The sequence below is a fragment of the Paenibacillus hexagrammi genome (genome assembly GCF_021513275.1).
In the GTDB taxonomy this organism is placed as follows: Bacteria; Bacillota; Bacilli; order Paenibacillales; family NBRC-103111; genus Paenibacillus_E; species Paenibacillus_E hexagrammi.
On record NZ_CP090978.1, the window covers coordinates 2061856 to 2080707 of the forward strand.

Sequence of the window (18852 nt, forward strand, 5' to 3'; positions counted from 1 at the left end):
CTTAGCTGGAGTGGAGCCGCTTCAAATAGTAAATCGCGATTTGGGTTCGATCCCGAAGACATAATTTGCTTAGAATTTCTGTAATATAATTTTTTACCGTACCTTCGCTCAGGAATAATTCCTGGGCGATTTCTTTATTTGTGAGGCCTTCAGATATTTTTATGACAACGTTCTGTTCTGTGGGAGTCAAGCCGCGCTCAGTCAAGAAATGAGGGGTAGCCGGTTCAGAAGGGGTTACCGTCGTGAGGAGTGACGTGAGCTTCTTGGCAATGTCGGAATCGATTAACACATGTCCTTGATGAACGCTTTTGATGCCTTGGATGATCCGATCCGGCGGAATGTTTTTAAGCAGGTACCCGCTTGCTCCGTTTCGGAGCGCTTGAACGATAAATTCGTCATCGTCGAATGTGGTCAGAATAAGAACGCGCACGTGGGGGAACGACAGCTTGATCAAGTGGGTCCCTTGCACACCATCGCACACAGGCATTCGAATATCCATTAGAATGATGTCGGCTTCTACGCCGGTTTGCAGGGCTTCTAGTACTTCTTGCCCGCTGCTGTAGGTCCCCGTGATCTGCATTTCCGGATCAAGTCCGATGATCAGCTTTAAGCTTTCTCGGATAAACGGGTCATCATCCGTAATCATTACTTTTATCATGGTGGTAACTCCTATCCAACATCTCTTATTTTTGGTAGCTAGGAAGAAGTGTAGTTACGGTAAAAGGCTCTTTGACTTCTACCCACAGCTCGCCCCCCACCAATTTGACTCGCTCTTCCATGCCGCTTATTCCTACGCCTTTTGAAAATGGCCTCTGGCTGATTGTGCCGTTGTTGCTGATGCTCATTCGCTACATGGTGCTAATATATGGAACCATGATGAACAGATAGCGTGCTGTGAGCAGCTTAGGCAGGTTCATTTCCTTCCATTTCTCCGGTATGAAAAAAAACAGGGGCCGCCGTTGACCGGCAGCCCCTTCTATGGGTTCATTAGAATGCAAATGCGCTTGTAATGATAACCAACAAGATGAAAAGCACCAAAATTGCTGCGGAAGATGTGTAACCAACACCTGCTACTCCGGACATGTAGATCACCCTTTCAACGATTTGGTTTGTGTTACATGGTCATTATATGTGGCTCAAGTAAATGTGTATGGGCCAATTCTGCGAATGTGCGTTTGTCCCGGTAGGAACAAACGCTTCAAAAAAGCTGCCTGATCCCTCAGGCAACTTTCGTCAGTTGGGGGAGATTACCAAGCGAATGCGCTAGTGATAATTACCAACAAGATGAACAGTACCAAGATCGCTGCTGCGGAGTTGTAACCAACACCAGTTCCACAACCTACACCTGCTGCATAACCCATTCTAATCATCCTTTCGATTTGGTTTGTTTGTACTACACGGTTAGTATATGGCGCAGGACCCGGGATGTTTGGGCCATATGATGATTGTGCGAATGTCCCGGTTCCTTCAGACAGCATCTTGCTTATCCATACGCCTCTAACAATAGAAGGGCTCTCTGCTGTACTTGCAGATCGTCCTTATACCATACCTGCTCAAATTACCAAGCAAATGCTGAAGTGATAATAACTAACAGAATGAACAGTACCAGAATTGCTGCGGAGGAAGTATAACCGACACCAGTTCCACAACCTACACCTGCTGCATAACCCATTCCAATCACCCTTTCGTTTGATTGTTTTGCACTACACGGATAGTGTATGGCTCAGAGCGATGAAGGAGTGGGCACTTTTTATGATTGTGCATCTGTCCCGATTTCTAAAAAAATGTTTGCGTTTTCATTTGCGCAGGAGCTGCATATAATAGAGGAAAACACGATGGAGGGAAGTCAATATTTTTGTGCGTTATGGCTTAAAAAAATGTCAATAAACCAAGTTGCTAAAACATAGAATTCATAATAAGATAAGGGTAAGAGGATAAGTTGTCTGAATATTTAGTTAAAATGTTCCAAATGAATGATGGAGGGGATTGCCGTGAGTAAGAGTCATGAAGTTGAGTATTGCAACCTAGAGTTACGATTTGATCGTCGGCTAATCCGTAATTTTATCAAAGCGCTTATTCAGGAAGGTTATTCTTTGTATTGGAACGAAAGTGAACAGCAATTCATTATATCCATTCGTACCGGACGGAAGCTGATTAAGCTGAAATTCGAGCGAATCGGCGAAAAGTACAAAATTGTAGGCAACTATTCATTCAAAGACGAGAAGCTGGCTGAAATGATGGAGAAGCTAATTGGCGATACACGAGGTCACGCGGTTGTCAAACGATTTAAAGACCGTCAAATTCTGATTGAAAATATCATGTTCGGAGAAATCATCCGAATGGTGGAAATTAGCGGCATCGAACATAAGGTGCTCTATCAAAAAGAGCCTGCGGTCACGGTTGAAGAAGTGATGCAAGCATTAAAGTCCAAACGGCCGGAAGAACGAATTCCCGTATTGCGTTTAGAAATGGATTATGAGCTGGCTACGTTGTTTGATGCCATTCAAGCCGGTGATCAGAAAGCGGCTATGGCGTGTAAAACCAAGCTTGACGAGATGCGTCAAGAGATGCTGCTGTTGGAGATGTGAAAATGAAAATAGCTTTGAAATAAAAGGAGAGCCTGTATGTAAATACGGTCTCTCTTTTGTGTTTCATGAAAGATAAACATGAAGGGAAATCTAATCTTACCGAGAAAAATCCTTGCGAAAATAGTATTGTTAACGTGTGCATAACTGTGATATGCTAATTGCAGAGGTGAGTGAATGAGCGTAACGATTAAAGATATCGCTCGACTTGTCGGCGTTTCTCACACGACGGTTTCCAGGGCTTTGAACGATAGTCCTTTAATTAATGAAGAAACGAAGGAACGCATCCGTACGATGGCGCAGCAGATGGGCTACTCGCCCAATTTCAGCGCTAAGAGTCTGGTGCTGGACAGGTCATACAATGTGGGCTTATTTTTTACAACGCTTAGTCAGGGTACTTCTGCGAGCTTTTTTTATGAGGCTATACGCGGTGTGAACAGCGTCATCCAGGACCGGTATTATTTGGTGGTCAAAGGGATTGACGATTACAACAATTTTCAAATGATTACTCGGCGGAATTTTGACGGCATCATCGTTGTCAGCCAGAGCGAGGATGATCAGAAATTCATTCATCACGCGGCAGAGAAGGGGATCCCTCTTGTGGTGCTCAATCGTCCGGTTGATGCGGCAGCGGGGGTTGTGAATGTGCTGTCGGATGAAGAGCAGGGAGCCTTTCAGGCCGCTTCTTATTTAGTGGAACAAGGTCATTCGCGCATTGCTTTGATAGAGGGGCGTGCAGGCTTTAAATCTGCGCAAAACCGAAAGGAAGGCTTTGAGCGAGCAATGAGGCAGCATGGGGTCGCGGATTCTCCGGATTACAGGTATCCGGGCAAATACGATCTCGAGAGCGGCCGCATGGCGATGCAGCAATTTCTTGCATTGGAGGTAAGGCCAACAGCCGTCTTTTGCTGTAATGACCAAATGGCCCTTGGTGCGATGAAAGCTGCTGCTGAAGCAGGGCTGCGAGTTCCGGAAGACATCTCGATTCTAGGCTTTGACGATGCGGAATTTGCCGCCTATGTCACTCCGGCGTTAACTACAGTGCGCAGACCGATCGAGCAGCTCAGTCGGGAGGGCGCCCGCCGAATCATTCAGATGATAGAAAAAAGCAGCTTGATGCGGATCAGGTCCTGCTGAAAACTGAATTAATGATCCGCGAATCCGTTCAACAATTGGCAAAAGTGAGGGGTATGTAACGTGAGTATTCTAAGAGAGCTATTAAAAGACATTCCGATTCCGCAAATGGTTCGAATTCGTCAACGCTTTGATGCTACCAAGCTGGAACATCCTGATCAGGAGCTGCTTCGCAAGCTTGAGCAAAGCGGAGGACTTGAACGCATTCAGCCGGGCCAGCAGGTCGCGGTAGCCGTTGGAAGCCGCGGTATTGCCAATATCGCAGCATTCACGAAGACGACAATTGATGCGATCAAATCAAGAGGAGCTCATCCGTTTATCGTTCCTTGTATGGGCAGCCATGGCGGAGCAACAGCAGCAGGCCAAGCTGAGGTGTTGAGCCACTTTGGCATTACCGAAGAGACGATGGGAGCGCCGATTCGTTCCTCCATGGAAGTCGTGGAGCTTGACCAGCTGCCGAACGGACTGCCTGTTTATGTAGACAAAATTGCATCCGAAGCGGACGCAATCGTTGTTCTAAACCGTGTTAAACCGCATACGGCGTTCCGCGGACGCATCGAGAGCGGGATCATGAAGATGATTGCGATCGGATTGGGTAAGCAAAAGGGAGCTGAAGCTTGTCATCAGCTTGGATTTAAATATATGGCTGAGAACGTACCTGCTATGGCCAACATTATGATCGAGAAGCTGCCGATCGTCTTCGGGGTTGCTTTTGTAGAAAATGCTTACGACGAAACATGCCGCGTAGAGGTGCTTCTTGCAGAAGAAATTGAAGCTAAGGAAGAGCAGCTTCTTATTGAAGCGAAATCTCGCCTGCCTAAGATATTGTTCGACCAAATTGACGTTCTTGTCATCGATTACATCGGTAAAAACATCAGTGGCGACGGTATGGATCCGAATATTACCGGTCGATACCCGACCCCGTATGCACATGGCGGACCAGATGTGTCTAAAATGGTTGTTCTTGATCTAACACCGGAAACTAAAGGAATGCTAATGGAGTAGGGACTGCCGATTTCACAACTCAGCGCCTGGTAGATAAGACTGATTTGGCTGCTACCTATGCCAATGGATTGACCTCCACCGTCTGTGCGCCGACAAAGCTGGCAACGACATTGGAAAATGATTATTACGCCATTAAAGCAGCTGTGAAAACCTGTAACATACTGGACTATACGACTTGCAGAATGGTTCGCATTCAGGACACGCTACACCTTGGCGAAATTGAAATCTCCGTTAATTTGCTTGAAGAGGCAAGGAAGCACCCGGATATTGAAGTGCTGACCGAGCCGTTTGATCTTATTTTTAATGCAGAAGGGAATATCAGCAAATGAGTGAGCTTTCAGCAGCGAAGCCTTACGTGCTAGCAGCGGATATCGGTACGACGAGCACGAAGACGCTTTTGATTGACCGTCAAGGCAACGTATGTGCCTCGAATTCAATTGAGTATCCGTTATTTACGCCTGCTCCGGGCAGGGCGGAACAAGACCCGCTGCAGATCTTTGATGCCGTTGTGCAAGGAATCGCAGCCGTCATGAGCAAGCTTGGCATCGGACCGGAGCAAGTGCTTTGCGTCTCGTTCAGCTCGGCTATGCACAGCTTAATTGCGGTCGATGAAGCATTGAATCCGTTAACCCCTTGCATCACATGGGCGGACAATCGCAGCGCAAGCTATGCGGAAAGATTTCGTAACACGGATCATGGCCTACGTCTATATGCTCGTACCGGGACACCGATTCATCCGATGTCGCCGCTGTTTAAACTGATGTGGTTTCGTGAACACGAGCCTGAGCTGGTTCAGCGCACCTATAAATTTATCGGCATTAAGGAATTTGTTTTCGCCAAATTGTTCGGCCGGTTTCTCATCGATCATTCGTTGGCGAGCGCGACAGGTTTGTTCAATTTAAAAAATATGGACTGGGATTTGGAAGCGTTGAGTCTCGCGGGCGTGACTCGGGAGCAGCTGTCCGAGCTGGTTCCGACGACGTATCGAGTAGAGGGTCTTCACGAAGAATATGCGGCTGCTATGCAGCTTTCCATCGATACTCCCTTTGTCGTGGGCGCTTCCGACGGAGTGTTGGCAAATTTGGGGGTAGGGGCATTCGAGCCTGGTGTCATCGCGGTTACAATCGGCACGAGCGGCGCTGTGCGAAGTGTTGTCACCGAGCCTGTGACCGACCCGGAAGGCAAGCTGTTTTGCTACGCACTGACTGAGAGTTTCTGGGTGGTGGGCGGTCCCATCAACAACGGCGGCATCGTATTTCGCTGGGTGAGAGACCAGTTGGCTACGCTTGAAGCCGAGCAGGGGCGCGCTCAAGGCTGCGATCCCTATGATACGCTGACTGAGCTTGCCGCGCAGGTTGAAGCGGGTTCAGGAGGTCTGCTGTTCCTGCCGCTGCTTTCCGGTGAACGGGCACCGTATTGGAATGCGAACGCGCGCGGCGTGTTCTTCGGGCTTACGCTCGGTCATGAGAAGAAGCATATGATTCGCGCCGCACTGGAAGGCGTTATGTTCAGCATTAAGTCCGTTGCGGATTCTCTGGAAGGCTTGATGGGGACTGCTTCTCAAATTCGCGCATCCGGAGGCTTTGCTCGTTCTGCATTTTGGCTGCAGCTGCTTGCTGACATGACGGGCACTTCCGTAACGGTTCCTGACTCCATTGAAAGCTCCGGAATTGGTGCCGCACTGCTTGGACTTTTGGCCATGGGAGAAATCGACGATTTGTCCTATGCCCATAATTGGATTCGCGTAGGCAGGGCTCTTAGAGGTGAATGAATCGGATCATCGCATTTATAAGCAATTGACATCTATTTACACGAACGTATATCATCAATTAAAAGATCAATTCGATGCGATTACCGCTTTTCAAGAGATGAACCTCCAGAGTCCTCCGTCACGATAAACAACCTATGTATACATAAAAGAGGAGGACGAAGACCATGAATTTATTTGATCTAACTGGGAAAACAGCCGTCATTATCGGCGGAAATAGTACGCTTGGCGGGACTATGGCGGTAGCACTCGGCGGACATGGAGCCAAAGTGGCTGTAGTCGGCCGCAATCAGGAGAAGAGTGAACAGGTGCGGGAACGTATCATAGAAGCGGGTGGAGAGGCACAATGTTTCCAAGCGGACGCAACAAGCCGTGAAGATTTGGAGCAGCTTTTGAAAGATGTTCTAGCTTGGTCCGGTTCTGTCGATGTTCTCATGAACTGCCCCGGTAAGAACAGTGCTACGCCTTTCTTTGACATTTCCATGGAAGAATGGGATTCTATTATGGAAGTAAATTTGAAAAGCGTCGTGCTAGCCTGCCAGGTATTCGGGAAGCATATGGTCGATCAAGGAAAAGGCGGAAGCATCATCAACATTTCGTCCGTTTCTTCAGATCCGCCTTTATCCCGTGTATTCACGTATTCTGCCTCCAAGGCGGCCGTCAACAATCTTACACAAAATTTGGCGCGCGAATTTGCCCCTAGCCGGGTTCGTGTCAATGCAATTATTCCAGGCTTTTTCCCAGCGGAGCAGAATCGTAAGATTTTGTCCCCGGATCGAATCGAGTCGATTATGCGGCACACGCCGATGAATCGTTTCGGCGAAGCGGAAGAGCTTCAAGGCGCTGCGGTTTTCCTGGCCTCTGAACAGGCTTCAAGCTTCGTTACCGGTTCTGTCTTAAGAGTGGATGGCGGTTTTGGCGCGATGACGATTTAAATAACATTAGTCGGAAGGATGTATGAGAGAGATGTCAACAAAACAACAAATCGGTGTTGTCGGTCTTGCGGTCATGGGTAAAAACCTGGCGCTGAATATTGAAAGCAGAGGCTTCAGTGTTTCGGTCTATAACCGTTCTTCCGAAAAAACAAAAGAGCTTCTTGAAGAAGCTCCGGGTAAAAATTTGGTAGGTACATACAGCATGGAGGAATTCGTGCAATCGCTCGAAGTGCCTCGCAAAATTTTGATCATGGTCAAAGCAGGAGGTCCTACAGACGCTACAATTAATCAATTGCTCCCGCTGCTTGATAAAGGCGATATCCTGATCGACGGAGGCAACGCGTTCTTCCCGGATACACAGCGCCGCAACAAAGAGCTTGAAGCCCATGGCATTCGTTTTGTTGGAACAGGCGTTTCCGGTGGCGAGGAAGGCGCGCTGAAAGGCCCGGCGATCATGCCAGGCGGTCAAGAGGATGCTTATCAATTGGTAGAGCCGATTCTTACTGCGATTTCTGCAAAAGTAAATGGCGATCCATGCTGCACATATATCGGTCCTGATGGTGCCGGTCACTATGTGAAGATGGTTCATAACGGTATCGAGTACGGGGATATGCAGTTGATTTGCGAAGCTTATCAATTGCTGAAGGATGTACTGAATGTCAGCACAGAAGAGCTGCATGAGATTTTCACAGAGTGGAATAACGGGGAGCTGGACAGCTACCTGATCGAAATTACCAAAGATATTTTCACCAAGTACGATCCTGAGACTGGAAAGCCTATGGTAGATGTGATCTTGGATTCCGCGGGTCAAAAAGGAACAGGCAAATGGACCAGCCAAAGTGCACTTGATCTAGGTGTTCCGCTTTCTATCATTACGGAGTCTGTTTTCTCCCGCTTTATCTCTGCAATGAAGGAAGAGCGCGTTGCGGCAAGCAAAGTGCTGAACGGCCCTGAGACTTCCGCTTATGCAGGCGATCGCAAAGCGTTTATCGAAGCTGTGCGTCAAGCGCTGTACGCAAGTAAGATTTGCTCTTATGCACAAGGCTTCGCGCAAATGAGAGCAGCATCTGAAGAATACAACTGGAATCTGAAATACGGCAGTATCGCCATGATCTTCAGAGGCGGCTGCATCATTCGCGCGAGATTCCTGCAAAACATCAAGGATGCGTATGATCGTGATCCTGAACTGAAAAACCTCCTGCTGGATTCCTACTTCCAAGGAGTTGTAGATAAGTACCAGCAATCTTGGAGACAAGTAATCGCTGAGGCTGTTACTCGCGGTATTGCGGTTCCTGCTTTCGCTTCAGCACTTGCTTACTATGACAGCTACCGTACAGAGAGACTGCCGGCTAACCTGCTGCAAGCTCAGCGTGACTATTTTGGAGCACACACTTTCCAACGTGTGGATAAGGAAGGTTCTTACCACTTTAACTGGATGGAGAACTAATCTTTTCCATTCACAAGATGAAGTGTCGCTAAACGGCCTGCGGTCTATCTCTTCGAGGGGTCCTGCAGGCCGTAGGCCGCTTCCCGCAGCCACATCTTTAATCGGTCAGCTTCCTGATCGAAGCCGTTTCTGCGGTGAATCAGCATCATAGCAACTTCGGCAAAATATCGGAAGTTTCTCATCAAGCGTGGCTGACTGAGGTCCTGCAATTGCGGGTCTTCTTCAGCCACTTTTTTCTTAATGAATTCCAGGATCCACACAACATCGTCTCTACACAACGGATGGCTGGGGTGTAAAATTTGTTCCAGTTTACCCTTGGTGTGATTTGTATAGGGGGAAGTGGCGTTCAATATATCCATCGCTCCTTGTCGATTGGTGGTCTCATACTTCCATCTTTGCTGTTCGTGCTGGAATTTATTCACATTACTATATGAATTTTTGACACGATGTATTCATGTCTCACTTGCCTGTGCTATGATATTGGGAAAGTTTGCATCTATTGAAATAGAGAAAAGGGGATTATGGTGAGTACGCGCAATATCGTTCTAGTTGGATTCATGGGAACTGGTAAATCGACGATCGGCAAAAAATTGGCTGACCAGCTTGGCTGGAACTTCCAAGATTCCGACGCATTTGTCGAACAGCAGCAGCAGACAAGCATCGCGGATATGTTTCGTGAGCAAGGAGAAGCCTTTTTCCGCAAGTTAGAAAGTCAGGCACTTGAGAATTTGCTTGCAGGTGAGGGACAAGTTGTGGCAACTGGGGGAGGAGCCGTACTCGCTGAGGCCAATCGGACGTGTATGTTAAGTAATGGCTTAGTCGTTGCGCTCACTGCCACGGCCGAGATCATCATTCAAAGGGTACAAAGCGATCAAAGCCGTCCCTTATTGCAGGGGAATTTGGAGGAAAGGGTGCATACCCTTATGGAGCAGCGCAGACATGCGTATGACTTCGCCCATTTGACGATCGACACCTCTGCGCTGAGTACGGATGAGATTGCTGCAAAAATTATAGAGCATGCGGGTTTGTTGAATTAGAAGGAAGCGGCGTTATTGCGGCCACTCCAGCATACCGCCTGTCATATTCTTAAGCTTGCTGTAGCCAAGGGATTCCAGATAGCCAAGTGCACGGCTGCTTCGGCCGCCGCTTCGACATACGAGGATGACTTCTTCATCCTTAGGAATTTCCGCATGCCGTTCCGGCAGCTGTCCGAGGGCGATATGCTTGGCGCCTGGAATCATTCCAGCTGCCACCTCTTCATCTTCGCGTACATCAATAATAGTGAGCTTCTCGCCTCGATCTAATCGATCTTTCACTTCGATTGGAAGTATAGTATCCATGTTAGGCCTCCTGATAGATGGTGATTTCATTGGGAAGTTGTCCCATCCTTACCCATGATAGAAAGAATGGTCAGGGTTGTCAAACTGGCGCAGCGCTTCATTTCAACAGGTGTTGAGGTGTCGGTTTTTACACTTGATATCCATTTTCAGTAGGTTCCCAAGTTCTATTTCGTATGATACACTGACAGTAATTATGTCGTAATTATCTTCTAAGGAATGTTTGACCTCATTGATTTAAAACCGGATATTACATATAGGGAGAGATTGTACCCATGAAAGCAATTGTGAAGCCTACGTCCCATTTACAGGGTGAAATTAACGCTTTATCCTCCAAAAATTACACAACCCGCTATCTGTTGATCGGCGCTTTGGCTGAAGGAACTAGCACGATTTATTATCCTGCTCATAGTGAAGATAGCGAAGCGATGAGACGCTGTGTGAGAGATCTTGGCGCAGTTATTGAGGAAGACGATGAGAAGATTGTTATTACTGGATTCGGCAAGAATCCGAAGCATGTCTCTGAACTCAATGTGGGCAATGCTGGAGCTGTTCTGAGATTCTTGATGTCGATTGCAGCATTTTGTCCGGAAGTAACATTTATCAACAAGTATCCGGAGTCACTAGGCAAGCGTCCGCATGACGACTTAATTGTTACATTACAGCAAATGGGAATCGAAGTTGAACATAATCAGGGTAAGCTTCCGATCACAATAAAGGGGGGAAACCCCGCGGCGGTAAGCTGACAGTTTCCGGGAATGTAAGCTCACAGTTTTTAAGCTCTTTATTGTTTATGACACCACTTTTAGAGGAAGACTCCGAAATTGAAGTACTCCATGACCTGAAGTCCAAAATTATTGTAGGTCAAACGTTGGAAGTGCTGGAGCAGGCTGGAATTAAGGTCGAAGCAAGCGCTGATCTCATGCATTACAAAATTCCAGGCAGACAAGCTTATCAAGCCAAGGAATATGTCATTCAAGGAGACTACCCAGGATCAGCAGCAGTCTTGGCGGCTGCAGCTGTTACAAATTCCGATGTACGTGTGCTTCGTTTGGAAGAGAACAGTAAGCAGGGAGAGAAAGCCTGTGTGGATGTGCTCCGCGCGATGGGAGTGAACCTCTCTCATGATAACGGCATCGTGCACGTTCGAGGCAATCAGCAGTTAACAGCAGGTGAGTTCGATGGAGACCACTTTACCGATGCTGTCCTGGCGATGGTCGCGGCTGCTGTGTTTGCAGAAGGAACTTCAAGATTCTACAATGTTGAGAATTTGCGCTATAAAGAATGTGATCGCATTACAGACTATTTGAATGAATTACGTAAAGCAGGGGCTGACGTCGAAGAACGCCAGAGTGAAATCATTGTTCATGGTAAGCCTGAAGGGGTGGAGGGAGGCGTTGAAATTAACGCTCATTTCGACCACCGTGTGATTATGGCTTTAACGGTTGTGGGACTTCGCTCGAAGAAAGGCCTTATCATCAAAGACGCTCACCATGTTGCTAAATCATATCCACAATATTTTGATCATTTGCGTTCCATTGGCGCTCAGGTTGAACTTGTCAGCGAGTAAATCATTACGAAGCGAACGGGTGAATCAGCATGATGATTATATGGCAAGGATTGAAGGTGACGTTCGGATTTTTCTTAATCGTGGGGCTTGTGTTCGCTAGCGCTGTTTTTTCAGTGCTGTTATATTCAAAAGCAACAGGCAAAGAGCCGCTGCCCTTGCTTCAAGTCCCGCTGTGGTGGCCCCCATTGAAGTCGCGACTCCTGCGCCCTCGGCAGCGCCAACCCCGGCTGTTTTTGAAAAACCAGCTTCAGCTACGATTGATGCACCTATAATCGAGCAGCTGCCGGAATTGCCCGCTGGATGTGAAATTACAACGTTAACGATGCTGCTTCAATTCAGCGGCATGGATAAGACGAAAATGCAGCTGATGGCTGAAATGCCGGTCGATCAGACGCCTATTGTTTATAATGGCGACGGCTCCATCAAATACTGGGGCAACCCGAATACAGGATTCGTAGGAGATGTGACGCGTAAGCAAAGGGTTTTTGGCATTTACCATACCGGGATTTATCCGCTGCTCCAGCATTATATTCCTCAGGCTGAAGATATTACAGATAAGCCATTCGAGTTGTATGAAGAGCAGGTTGCCCGCGGAATACCCGTTATGGTTTGGACAACGATCGATTTTAATGTGCCGTATAAATGGGCAAGCTGGGATACGCCAATTGGGCCGATCCGAACCTCATTTGCAGAGCATGCCGTTCTTCTAGTTGGGTATGATGAGAATCATGTATATGTCAATGACCCTCTTAGCGGCAAAAAGCAATTTCAAGTCGATAAGAACCAATTTATAGCCAGCTGGGAAGCAATGGGCAAACAAGGACTTACCTATGAGCTTGAATAGGAGGAACGTATATGGCATTTGAGAATCCATCTAGGGAGCATATCAAGGAGCTGTTAGCCAGTGCTCAAAATATCGCAGTAGTCGGGTTGTCCGACAACCCAGACCGCACTTCGCATATGGTTGCTGCAGCTATGCAGAGCCGCGGTTACCGCATTATTCCGGTTAATCCTAATGCTTCAACCATTCTAGGGGAAACCTGCTATCCTTCTTTGTCCGATATTCCTGAACCTGTGGATATCGTGAATGTATTTAGACGTGCGGATCAAGTTGTACCTATTGCTCAAGAAGCGGTAGACATCAAAGCGAAAGTATTCTGGCTGCAGCTCGACATTGTCAATGAGGAAGCAGCAAGAATCGCAACAGATGCAGGATTGGAAGCCATCATGGACCGATGCATTAAGGTTGAAGATGCGATTCTAAATCCAAGAAATAATTAAAAGCAGCAAAGACCGTTCATGCTTATTGAAATAGCATGAACGGTTTTTTTATTGAATCATCTAGAAGAAATTTCCATGTAGAAGGAGTGTGCTGCGATAAATAAAAACCGCGGATGCGGAAAGAATAAAAAAGGCTTCTTGAAGGAGCCCCAATCTATAACCACCCACCAAGAGGAGGATTTACACATGTACAACAGCTTTAACAACTATGGCGCTTCTTCTTTCGGCAACGCTACTCAACAAGGTATGAACACCCAATACCAAGGATATCAAAAACAATACCAACCTGTAGGTTATGTACAATCTTGTCTATGGCCAAAGCGTTCAAGGTAACCAAGGCTATGCGCAAGCTGCTTCTCCGGAAGCTTATCATACAGCGAATTATCGCGGAAACCAAATCGGCCATGACGCCTATCTGCGTTCCGACTCCCAAACTCCGTCGAGCTTCCAGGCAGGCGTTTCCTCCTATGGTATGAACGCACAAGCACAAAACCAATTCGGCATGAATCAATTCACGCAACAATACGGAATGCAACCCAATTCGCAGCATCACCTTACGGCAATGCTGTTCAAGCTAACCAATCCTATGGTCAAGCTGTTAACCCAAATGCCTATCACACAGCGAACTACCGTGGGAATCAACTAGGCCATGATAACTACCTGCGTTCCGATTCTATGACCACAGCTCAACAACAAACAGGCGCTTTCAAGGCAGCATGGGCTCCCAAGGTTATACCAACTCTTTTCAAACAGGCATTAACAACGTAGCTCCTCAATTCGGCTACAACTCTGCTTACTAATTACGAAAGCACCATTGAGCGGGTCGATGCTATCGGCCTGCTTTTTTGCTTTTGACAAACGGGCTTGCAGGCTATACGATTTGATATAGAAAGGAGGTAGCGTTAGATTGAACTGGATGGGGAACTTGCAACAGCTTGGGCGCTCCTTGATGCTGCCTACCATCGTGCTTCCTATAGCAGCGGTCCTGCTCAGGATAGGTGATCTTCCATGGGATGCGATTCATGCATCGGGCTTTGGGGACATGCTGATGTTAGCAGGAAACACAATTTTTGAATACATACCCATCATCTTTGCAGTTGGAGTTGCTTTAGGGTTAACCGAAAGTAATGGAATCGCAGGCTTATCAGCCTTGCTTGGTTATTTTATGTTCACCAGGCTTGTTGAACATCAATTGGGATCGCAGTTTCAATTAGAGTACCTGGCGGTATATTAATCGGTTTACTAGCCGCTGTTATTTATCATCGCTTCAAGGAGTTTAAGCTCCCGGAGTATATCCAATTTTTTGGCGGACCCCGAATTGTGCCGCTCGTCATGGGGCTTGCTACCTTGGTATTTTCTTACCTAATGATAGTGATAGGGCCTTATTTGGAAATGGCTATGGGCAAGTTTACCCAGTGGCTCTTGGGGCTTGGCGGTTTTGGCGCTTTTTTATATGGAATCGCACATCGTCTGCTTGTTCCTTCCGGTTTGCATCATATCTTGAACAATTTTTTCTGGTTCCAAGTAGGCGCATATGAAACACCGGATGGTAAAATGGTTTATGGCGATTTGCCGCGCTATTTTGCGGGAGACCCTACTGCAGGTACGTACATGGCAGGTTTATACCCGATCATGATGTTTGCCCTGCCGGCAATTGCATTTGCAATTATTCAAGAAGCAAGGGAAGACTTAAAACCCAAAATAAAAGCTACGTTCTTAACGGCAGCTCTGGCATCGTTTTTGACCGGCGTAACCGAACCGATTGAGTTTGCTTTTTTATTTGTAGCTCCTTATCTGTTTTTCATTCATGCGGTACTGTCCGGTGCTGCGATGTGGATCTCATATGAGCTCGGCATCCGACACGGCTTTTCTTATTCAGCAGGAGCTATTGACTATTTGATCAACCTGCATTTATCGCATAATGGCTTACTCTTAATTCCAATTGGAATCCTCTATGGATTGCTCTACTATTTTTTATTCCGTTTTGCTATTCGTCGATTTCGGATACCGACCCCCGGCAGGGAGGAAGGGTCTCCGCTTGAGGAGTGGGCAGGAGATATTCCCTATCGATCTCCACTCATTCTGCAGGCACTTGGTGGTAAAGACAATATTAAAAAGATTGAAGCCTGCATCACTAGACTAAGGCTCACACTTGCTAATGATCGTCTGATGGACATCGCGGCTTTACGTCATCTAGGCGCAGCAGGCGTCATCCGTCTTGGGGGAGGCAATGTTCAAGTTGTGTTTGGCACATTCTCAGAATTGATTCGTGAAGAAATCATGAAAGTACTGCGAAAAGATATACAAATGGTACTCTTTAATGCCCCGATGCAGGGCAGGATGATCCCCATTGAGGAGGTCCCGGACAAAAATATTTGCTTCTAGGCTTGTGGGGAACGGTGTGGCCTTCTTTCCAGATAAGGGAGAGCTGGTCTCGCCGGTAGCGGGCACCATTATGCATATTTATCCGACCATGCATGCACTTGGTATTTTAACGGAAGAAGGATTAGAGGTGCTTCTTCATATTGGCATCGATACGGCGAGTATCCCGGGCAAATGTTTTACGGCTGTGGTTAAAGAAGGAGATCATGTTGAACCAGGGCAACTGCTCGTGAAATTTAATCTGAATAAAGTAAAAAAATTGGCTTCATCTTTGGCGACACCGATGATCATAACCAATCAGGATTTAGTCAAATCCTGGAGCTTCGCACCATTCAAAGCAGTGAAGAAAGGCCAAGCTTCTGTGATGTCCGTCGTCTTGAAACCTACTAAAACGTCGGGAGGGACGAACGGATGATCAGAGGGATAGGAGCGTCTTCTGGCATTGCTATGGGCCAAGCATTTGTCATTCCCACTTGGGAGTGGGATTTTCCAGAAAAAATGATTGATGTTACAGATCTCGCTTATGAGTTTGAGAGGTTGTATGATGGTATCCGCTCTTCGAAGAATGAGCTTGAGCTGATCAAGCAAGAGATCAAAGAGGTTGTAGGTCAGGAACAGTCTTATATTTTTGATGCTCATCTGGCGATTCTGGAAGATCCTATTTTTATGAATGAAATCCAAGGAATTATTGAGCTTCAATATAAGGCCGCGGAAGTCGCCGTGAAAGAGGTCATCGACAAGTTCGTCGGCATGTTCAATCTGATCGATGATGAATACATGAAAGAACGTGCGCTGGATATTAAGGATGTCGGTAATCGACTGCTGAAGCATCTTCTTGGCGACACGAGCAGTAATGTACCGCCTATCGATCATCCTTACATACTGGTTGCAAAAGAGCTGACTCCTTCACAGCTGGCGCATTTGGACCCCAGTAAAGTACTGGGGCTGGTAACGATTCTAGGAGGGACACACTCCCATGTATCCATTATGGCCAGAGCGATGTCGGTTCCCTATGTTCTAGGACTGGAGAACAAGCTGTTAAGACCGATCCAAAATGGTGATTTCCTCATTATTGACGGCGAAGAAGGAACACTATACATCAATCCGGAGCCGAATACGATTGAGCGCTACCAAGCAAGGAAAAAGGAACTGGTTGGAGTTCAAGGAAAGCCTACAGGAAATTGCCGATGTCTCTCCCATGACGATGGATGGAAAAACAGTTCAGCTTCATGCAAACATGAACTCTGTGATGGAAATCGAACAGGTGATCCGTAATGGAGCATCAGGTGTCGGCTTATTTCGGACGGAATACCTGTATATGGATCGGGAATCCCTGCCTACGGAAGAAGAGCAGTTCGAGGTATACAAGCATGCTGCCATGCAGCTTCAGGGGCGGCCCATTATCATTAGAACCCTGGATATCGGGGGAGACAAGAAGCTCGATTATATGCCTCTTCCCAAGGAGGATAATCCGTTTCTTGGATACCGAGCGATACGGATTTCCCTGAGCCGCAAAGATCTTTTTAAAACGCAGCTTAAGGCCATTCTAAGGGCCAGCAGCTTTGGTAACGTGAAGCTGATGTATCCTATGGTGACTTCGCTTAGTGAGGTCCTCCAAGCAAAAGCCGTGCTAGAAGAAGCTAAGCAAGAGCTTGCAGGCAAAGGGATTGTCTTTAATCCAAATATTGAGGTTGGCCTCACGATTGAGGTGCCTGCAGCAGCTATGATTGCCGATGTCTTAGCAGGTGAGGTTGATTTTATGAGTATCGGGACGAACGATCTGGTGCAGTACATCTTGGCGGTGGATCGTATGAATGAGAACATCGCGCATATGTACGATCCTTTCCATCCCGCGGTAATTCGTCTCTTGAAGCATGTGATCGAGTCAGCACAGTCTGCAGGAATTCCAGTGGGGGTCTGCGGTGAGCTGGCGGGAGACATTCGAGCTTTGCCGATTTGGTTGGGACTTGGCATCGAGGAATTGAGTATTTCTGTCCAGACCTTGCTTCAGGTTAAGCATCGTCTGCTTCGCAGCAATGCCTCCAAATGCCGTGAGCTAGTGGACAAAGTGATCAAGTGCAAATCCAGTGAACAAATTAAAGAGCTGCTGGCGCAAGTTGAGCAGGCTGAAACCATTGCAGGAGGAAACTAAAATGGAACTGACAGGTAAGAGAGTACTTGCTTTTGTAGATGAAGAGTTTGAAGATTTGGAAATGTGGTATCCCGTTCTTCGCTTGAGGAAGCCGGTGCGGCTGTTGATATTGTTGGACCTAAGGCAAAAACCGTTTACCATGGAAAGTATGGGGTTCCCATCACAACGGACTACGCCTTCGATGAGGTGAAATCCTCTGATTATATCGGACTCTACGTTCCAGGAGGATGGGCACCGGACAAACTTCGCCGTTATCCCGATGTACTTAGGCTGACGCGTGAGTTTCATGCGGACGTGAAGCCGATCGCACAGATCTGTCACGCCGGATGGGTACTGATTTCAGCGAAAATCGTAGACGGTTACACCATGACATCAACGCCTGGTATCCGCGACGACCTTGAAAATGCCGGAGCTACTTGGGTTGACGAGGAAGTGGTGATTGACCGGAATATTGTCTCCGGGCGTAGACCGCCGGACCTGCCAGCTTTCTCAAAGGCGTTCGTCGACGTACTGGCCAAATACCAAGGTTAATTCATACCTTCCCTACAATATTCCGAGCTAATCATCATCAACGGTCTTTGTAAGCAATACATAGGTTCATTCATACCTTCATCCTACAATGCCCAGGCTTGTGGCAAAATATACTACTCATAATTCGGAAGGAAATCAACCGATAAAGTAGAATATCATAGTACAAGAAAAAGAGTTGTACATGCCGCCTGTCATGAAGGAGTGTGTAGGATGCAAAAGCATTGTAAATGCGGACAATCTATGAATCTACGTCTGCGTACAGTTATCTATCAAAATAAAGTTGACATCGAGAATGTACCAATTTACTCTTGCGAGACATGCACCCGCAGTGAAGTCGTGCCGCATGTCAAACCGGAGCTGACCGGACTTATCGGCAAGCTAGGCAGTAAGCCCGATAAACAGCAGATTATGTTTCATGAAGTATCGGAAGTTGCCTACCTATTGTTGAAGGTGACAGAGAGAGAGCATATGAATGATTCGATGGAGAAGATCGTAGAAGAGCGTATCAATGAACTCCTTGATGTGCTTCTCCTGGCGCAGTCACTCGGGGATGTTCCTTGGACGGAAGAGATCCGTAAGCGGCTGGCGCAAATCACCCAACATACCATGTCAACATAAGCGTTTTGGCGGCCAATCTCAGGTGAGATTGGCTTTTTGAAAATAAGTTTTGATATTTTTTCAAAGCATTTTCAATATTCATTGCAAGATGATGTAATTTGTCGTAT

The 18852-nt window shown here is 47.0% G+C and carries 15 protein-coding genes and 6 pseudogenes; 15 read left to right on the forward strand and 6 right to left on the reverse strand.

What is annotated here, in order from left to right; translation table 11 throughout:
- Position 1 precedes the first annotated feature (1 nt).
- The 4 genes from L0M14_RS08930 to L0M14_RS08945 all read right to left on the reverse strand — a co-directional run bounded on the left by L0M14_RS08930 (position 2) and on the right by L0M14_RS08945 (position 1672).
- Positions 2-658: a response regulator transcription factor gene (locus tag L0M14_RS08930; RefSeq protein ID WP_235121797.1), complete on the reverse strand. Its 657-nt coding sequence runs from the start codon at positions 656-658 to the stop codon at positions 2-4.
- A gap of 329 nt (positions 659-987) precedes the next feature.
- The gene (locus L0M14_RS08935; RefSeq protein WP_235121798.1) at positions 988-1083 is read right to left on the reverse strand and encodes a YjcZ family sporulation protein; all 96 of its coding nucleotides are present in this window, start codon (positions 1081-1083) and stop codon (positions 988-990) included.
- Between the two features lie 164 nt (positions 1084-1247).
- Positions 1248-1361 (reverse strand): YjcZ family sporulation protein, encoded by a 114-nt coding sequence (locus L0M14_RS08940; RefSeq protein ID WP_235121799.1) that lies wholly within the window; start codon positions 1359-1361, stop codon positions 1248-1250.
- A gap of 197 nt (positions 1362-1558) precedes the next feature.
- Entirely contained in the window at positions 1559-1672 is a 114-nt protein-coding gene (locus L0M14_RS08945; protein WP_235121800.1) for a YjcZ family sporulation protein, read from the reverse strand.
- A 319-nt stretch (positions 1673-1991) separates the two neighbouring features.
- Between L0M14_RS08945 and L0M14_RS08950 the strand changes: the two genes are divergently transcribed.
- From L0M14_RS08950 to gndA, 6 genes and pseudogenes are all read left to right on the forward strand, one after another.
- Positions 1992-2588, forward strand: a complete 597-nt coding sequence (locus tag L0M14_RS08950; protein ID WP_235121801.1) for a hypothetical protein — start codon at positions 1992-1994, stop codon at positions 2586-2588.
- Positions 2589-2762: 174 nt separating this feature from the next.
- Positions 2763-3722 (forward strand): LacI family DNA-binding transcriptional regulator, encoded by a 960-nt coding sequence (locus L0M14_RS08955; RefSeq protein ID WP_311198858.1) that lies wholly within the window; start codon positions 2763-2765, stop codon positions 3720-3722.
- A 60-nt stretch (positions 3723-3782) separates the two neighbouring features.
- A pseudogene (locus tag L0M14_RS08960) lies at positions 3783-5053 on the forward strand (lactate racemase domain-containing protein).
- A pseudogene (locus L0M14_RS08965) lies at positions 5050-6622 on the forward strand (gluconokinase). The pseudogenes L0M14_RS08960 and L0M14_RS08965 overlap by 4 nt, the downstream one beginning before the upstream one ends.
- A 37-nt stretch (positions 6623-6659) precedes the next feature.
- A complete protein-coding gene (locus L0M14_RS08970) occupies positions 6660-7427 on the forward strand; it encodes an SDR family oxidoreductase (RefSeq protein WP_235121802.1) in 768 nt (255 codons plus the stop codon).
- Positions 7428-7449: 22 nt separating this feature from the next.
- Entirely contained in the window at positions 7450-8874 is a 1425-nt protein-coding gene (gene gndA / locus L0M14_RS08975) for an NADP-dependent phosphogluconate dehydrogenase (RefSeq protein WP_235121803.1), read from the forward strand.
- Between the two features lie 44 nt (positions 8875-8918).
- On the opposite strand, the gene L0M14_RS08980 is transcribed toward gndA, so the two are convergent.
- The gene (locus L0M14_RS08980) at positions 8919-9233 is read right to left on the reverse strand and encodes a hypothetical protein (protein ID WP_235121804.1); all 315 of its coding nucleotides are present in this window, start codon (positions 9231-9233) and stop codon (positions 8919-8921) included.
- A 162-nt stretch (positions 9234-9395) separates the two neighbouring features.
- Here L0M14_RS08980 and L0M14_RS08985 point away from each other — a divergent pair, with 162 nt between their 5' ends.
- A complete protein-coding gene (locus tag L0M14_RS08985) occupies positions 9396-9911 on the forward strand; it encodes a shikimate kinase (protein WP_311198859.1) in 516 nt (171 codons plus the stop codon).
- Between the two features lie 12 nt (positions 9912-9923).
- Here the strand turns inward: L0M14_RS08985 and L0M14_RS08990 are convergent, their stop codons facing one another.
- Positions 9924-10214: a rhodanese-like domain-containing protein gene (locus L0M14_RS08990; protein WP_235121806.1), complete on the reverse strand. Its 291-nt coding sequence runs from the start codon at positions 10212-10214 to the stop codon at positions 9924-9926.
- Positions 10215-10486: 272 nt separating this feature from the next.
- On the opposite strand from L0M14_RS08990, the pseudogene aroA reads away from it, so the two are divergent.
- The 8 genes and pseudogenes from aroA (at position 10487) to L0M14_RS09030 (ending at position 18745) form a co-directional block, all read left to right on the forward strand.
- Positions 10487-11781: pseudogene (gene aroA / locus L0M14_RS08995) on the forward strand (3-phosphoshikimate 1-carboxyvinyltransferase).
- A gap of 175 nt (positions 11782-11956) precedes the next feature.
- The gene (locus L0M14_RS09000; RefSeq protein ID WP_235121807.1) at positions 11957-12625 is read left to right on the forward strand and encodes a C39 family peptidase; all 669 of its coding nucleotides are present in this window, start codon (positions 11957-11959) and stop codon (positions 12623-12625) included.
- Positions 12626-12636: 11 nt separating this feature from the next.
- Positions 12637-13062 carry a CoA-binding protein gene (locus L0M14_RS09005; protein WP_235121808.1) on the forward strand — a complete coding sequence of 142 codons (426 nt, stop codon included), beginning with the start codon at positions 12637-12639 and terminating at the stop codon, positions 13060-13062.
- Positions 13063-13357: 295 nt separating this feature from the next.
- Positions 13358-13708 carry a hypothetical protein gene (locus L0M14_RS09010; protein WP_235121809.1) on the forward strand — a complete coding sequence of 117 codons (351 nt, stop codon included), beginning with the start codon at positions 13358-13360 and terminating at the stop codon, positions 13706-13708.
- 261 nt (positions 13709-13969) lie between these two features.
- A pseudogene (locus L0M14_RS09015) lies at positions 13970-15859 on the forward strand (glucose PTS transporter subunit IIA).
- Positions 15856-17596, forward strand: a pseudogene (ptsP, locus tag L0M14_RS09020) (phosphoenolpyruvate--protein phosphotransferase). Before L0M14_RS09015 ends, ptsP begins: the two co-directional pseudogenes overlap by 4 nt.
- A 1-nt stretch (position 17597) precedes the next feature.
- Positions 17598-18127, forward strand: a pseudogene (locus L0M14_RS09025) (type 1 glutamine amidotransferase domain-containing protein).
- A 210-nt stretch (positions 18128-18337) separates the two neighbouring features.
- Positions 18338-18745 carry a hypothetical protein gene (locus tag L0M14_RS09030; protein WP_235121810.1) on the forward strand — a complete coding sequence of 136 codons (408 nt, stop codon included), beginning with the start codon at positions 18338-18340 and terminating at the stop codon, positions 18743-18745.
- Positions 18746-18852: the final 107 nt, after the last annotated feature.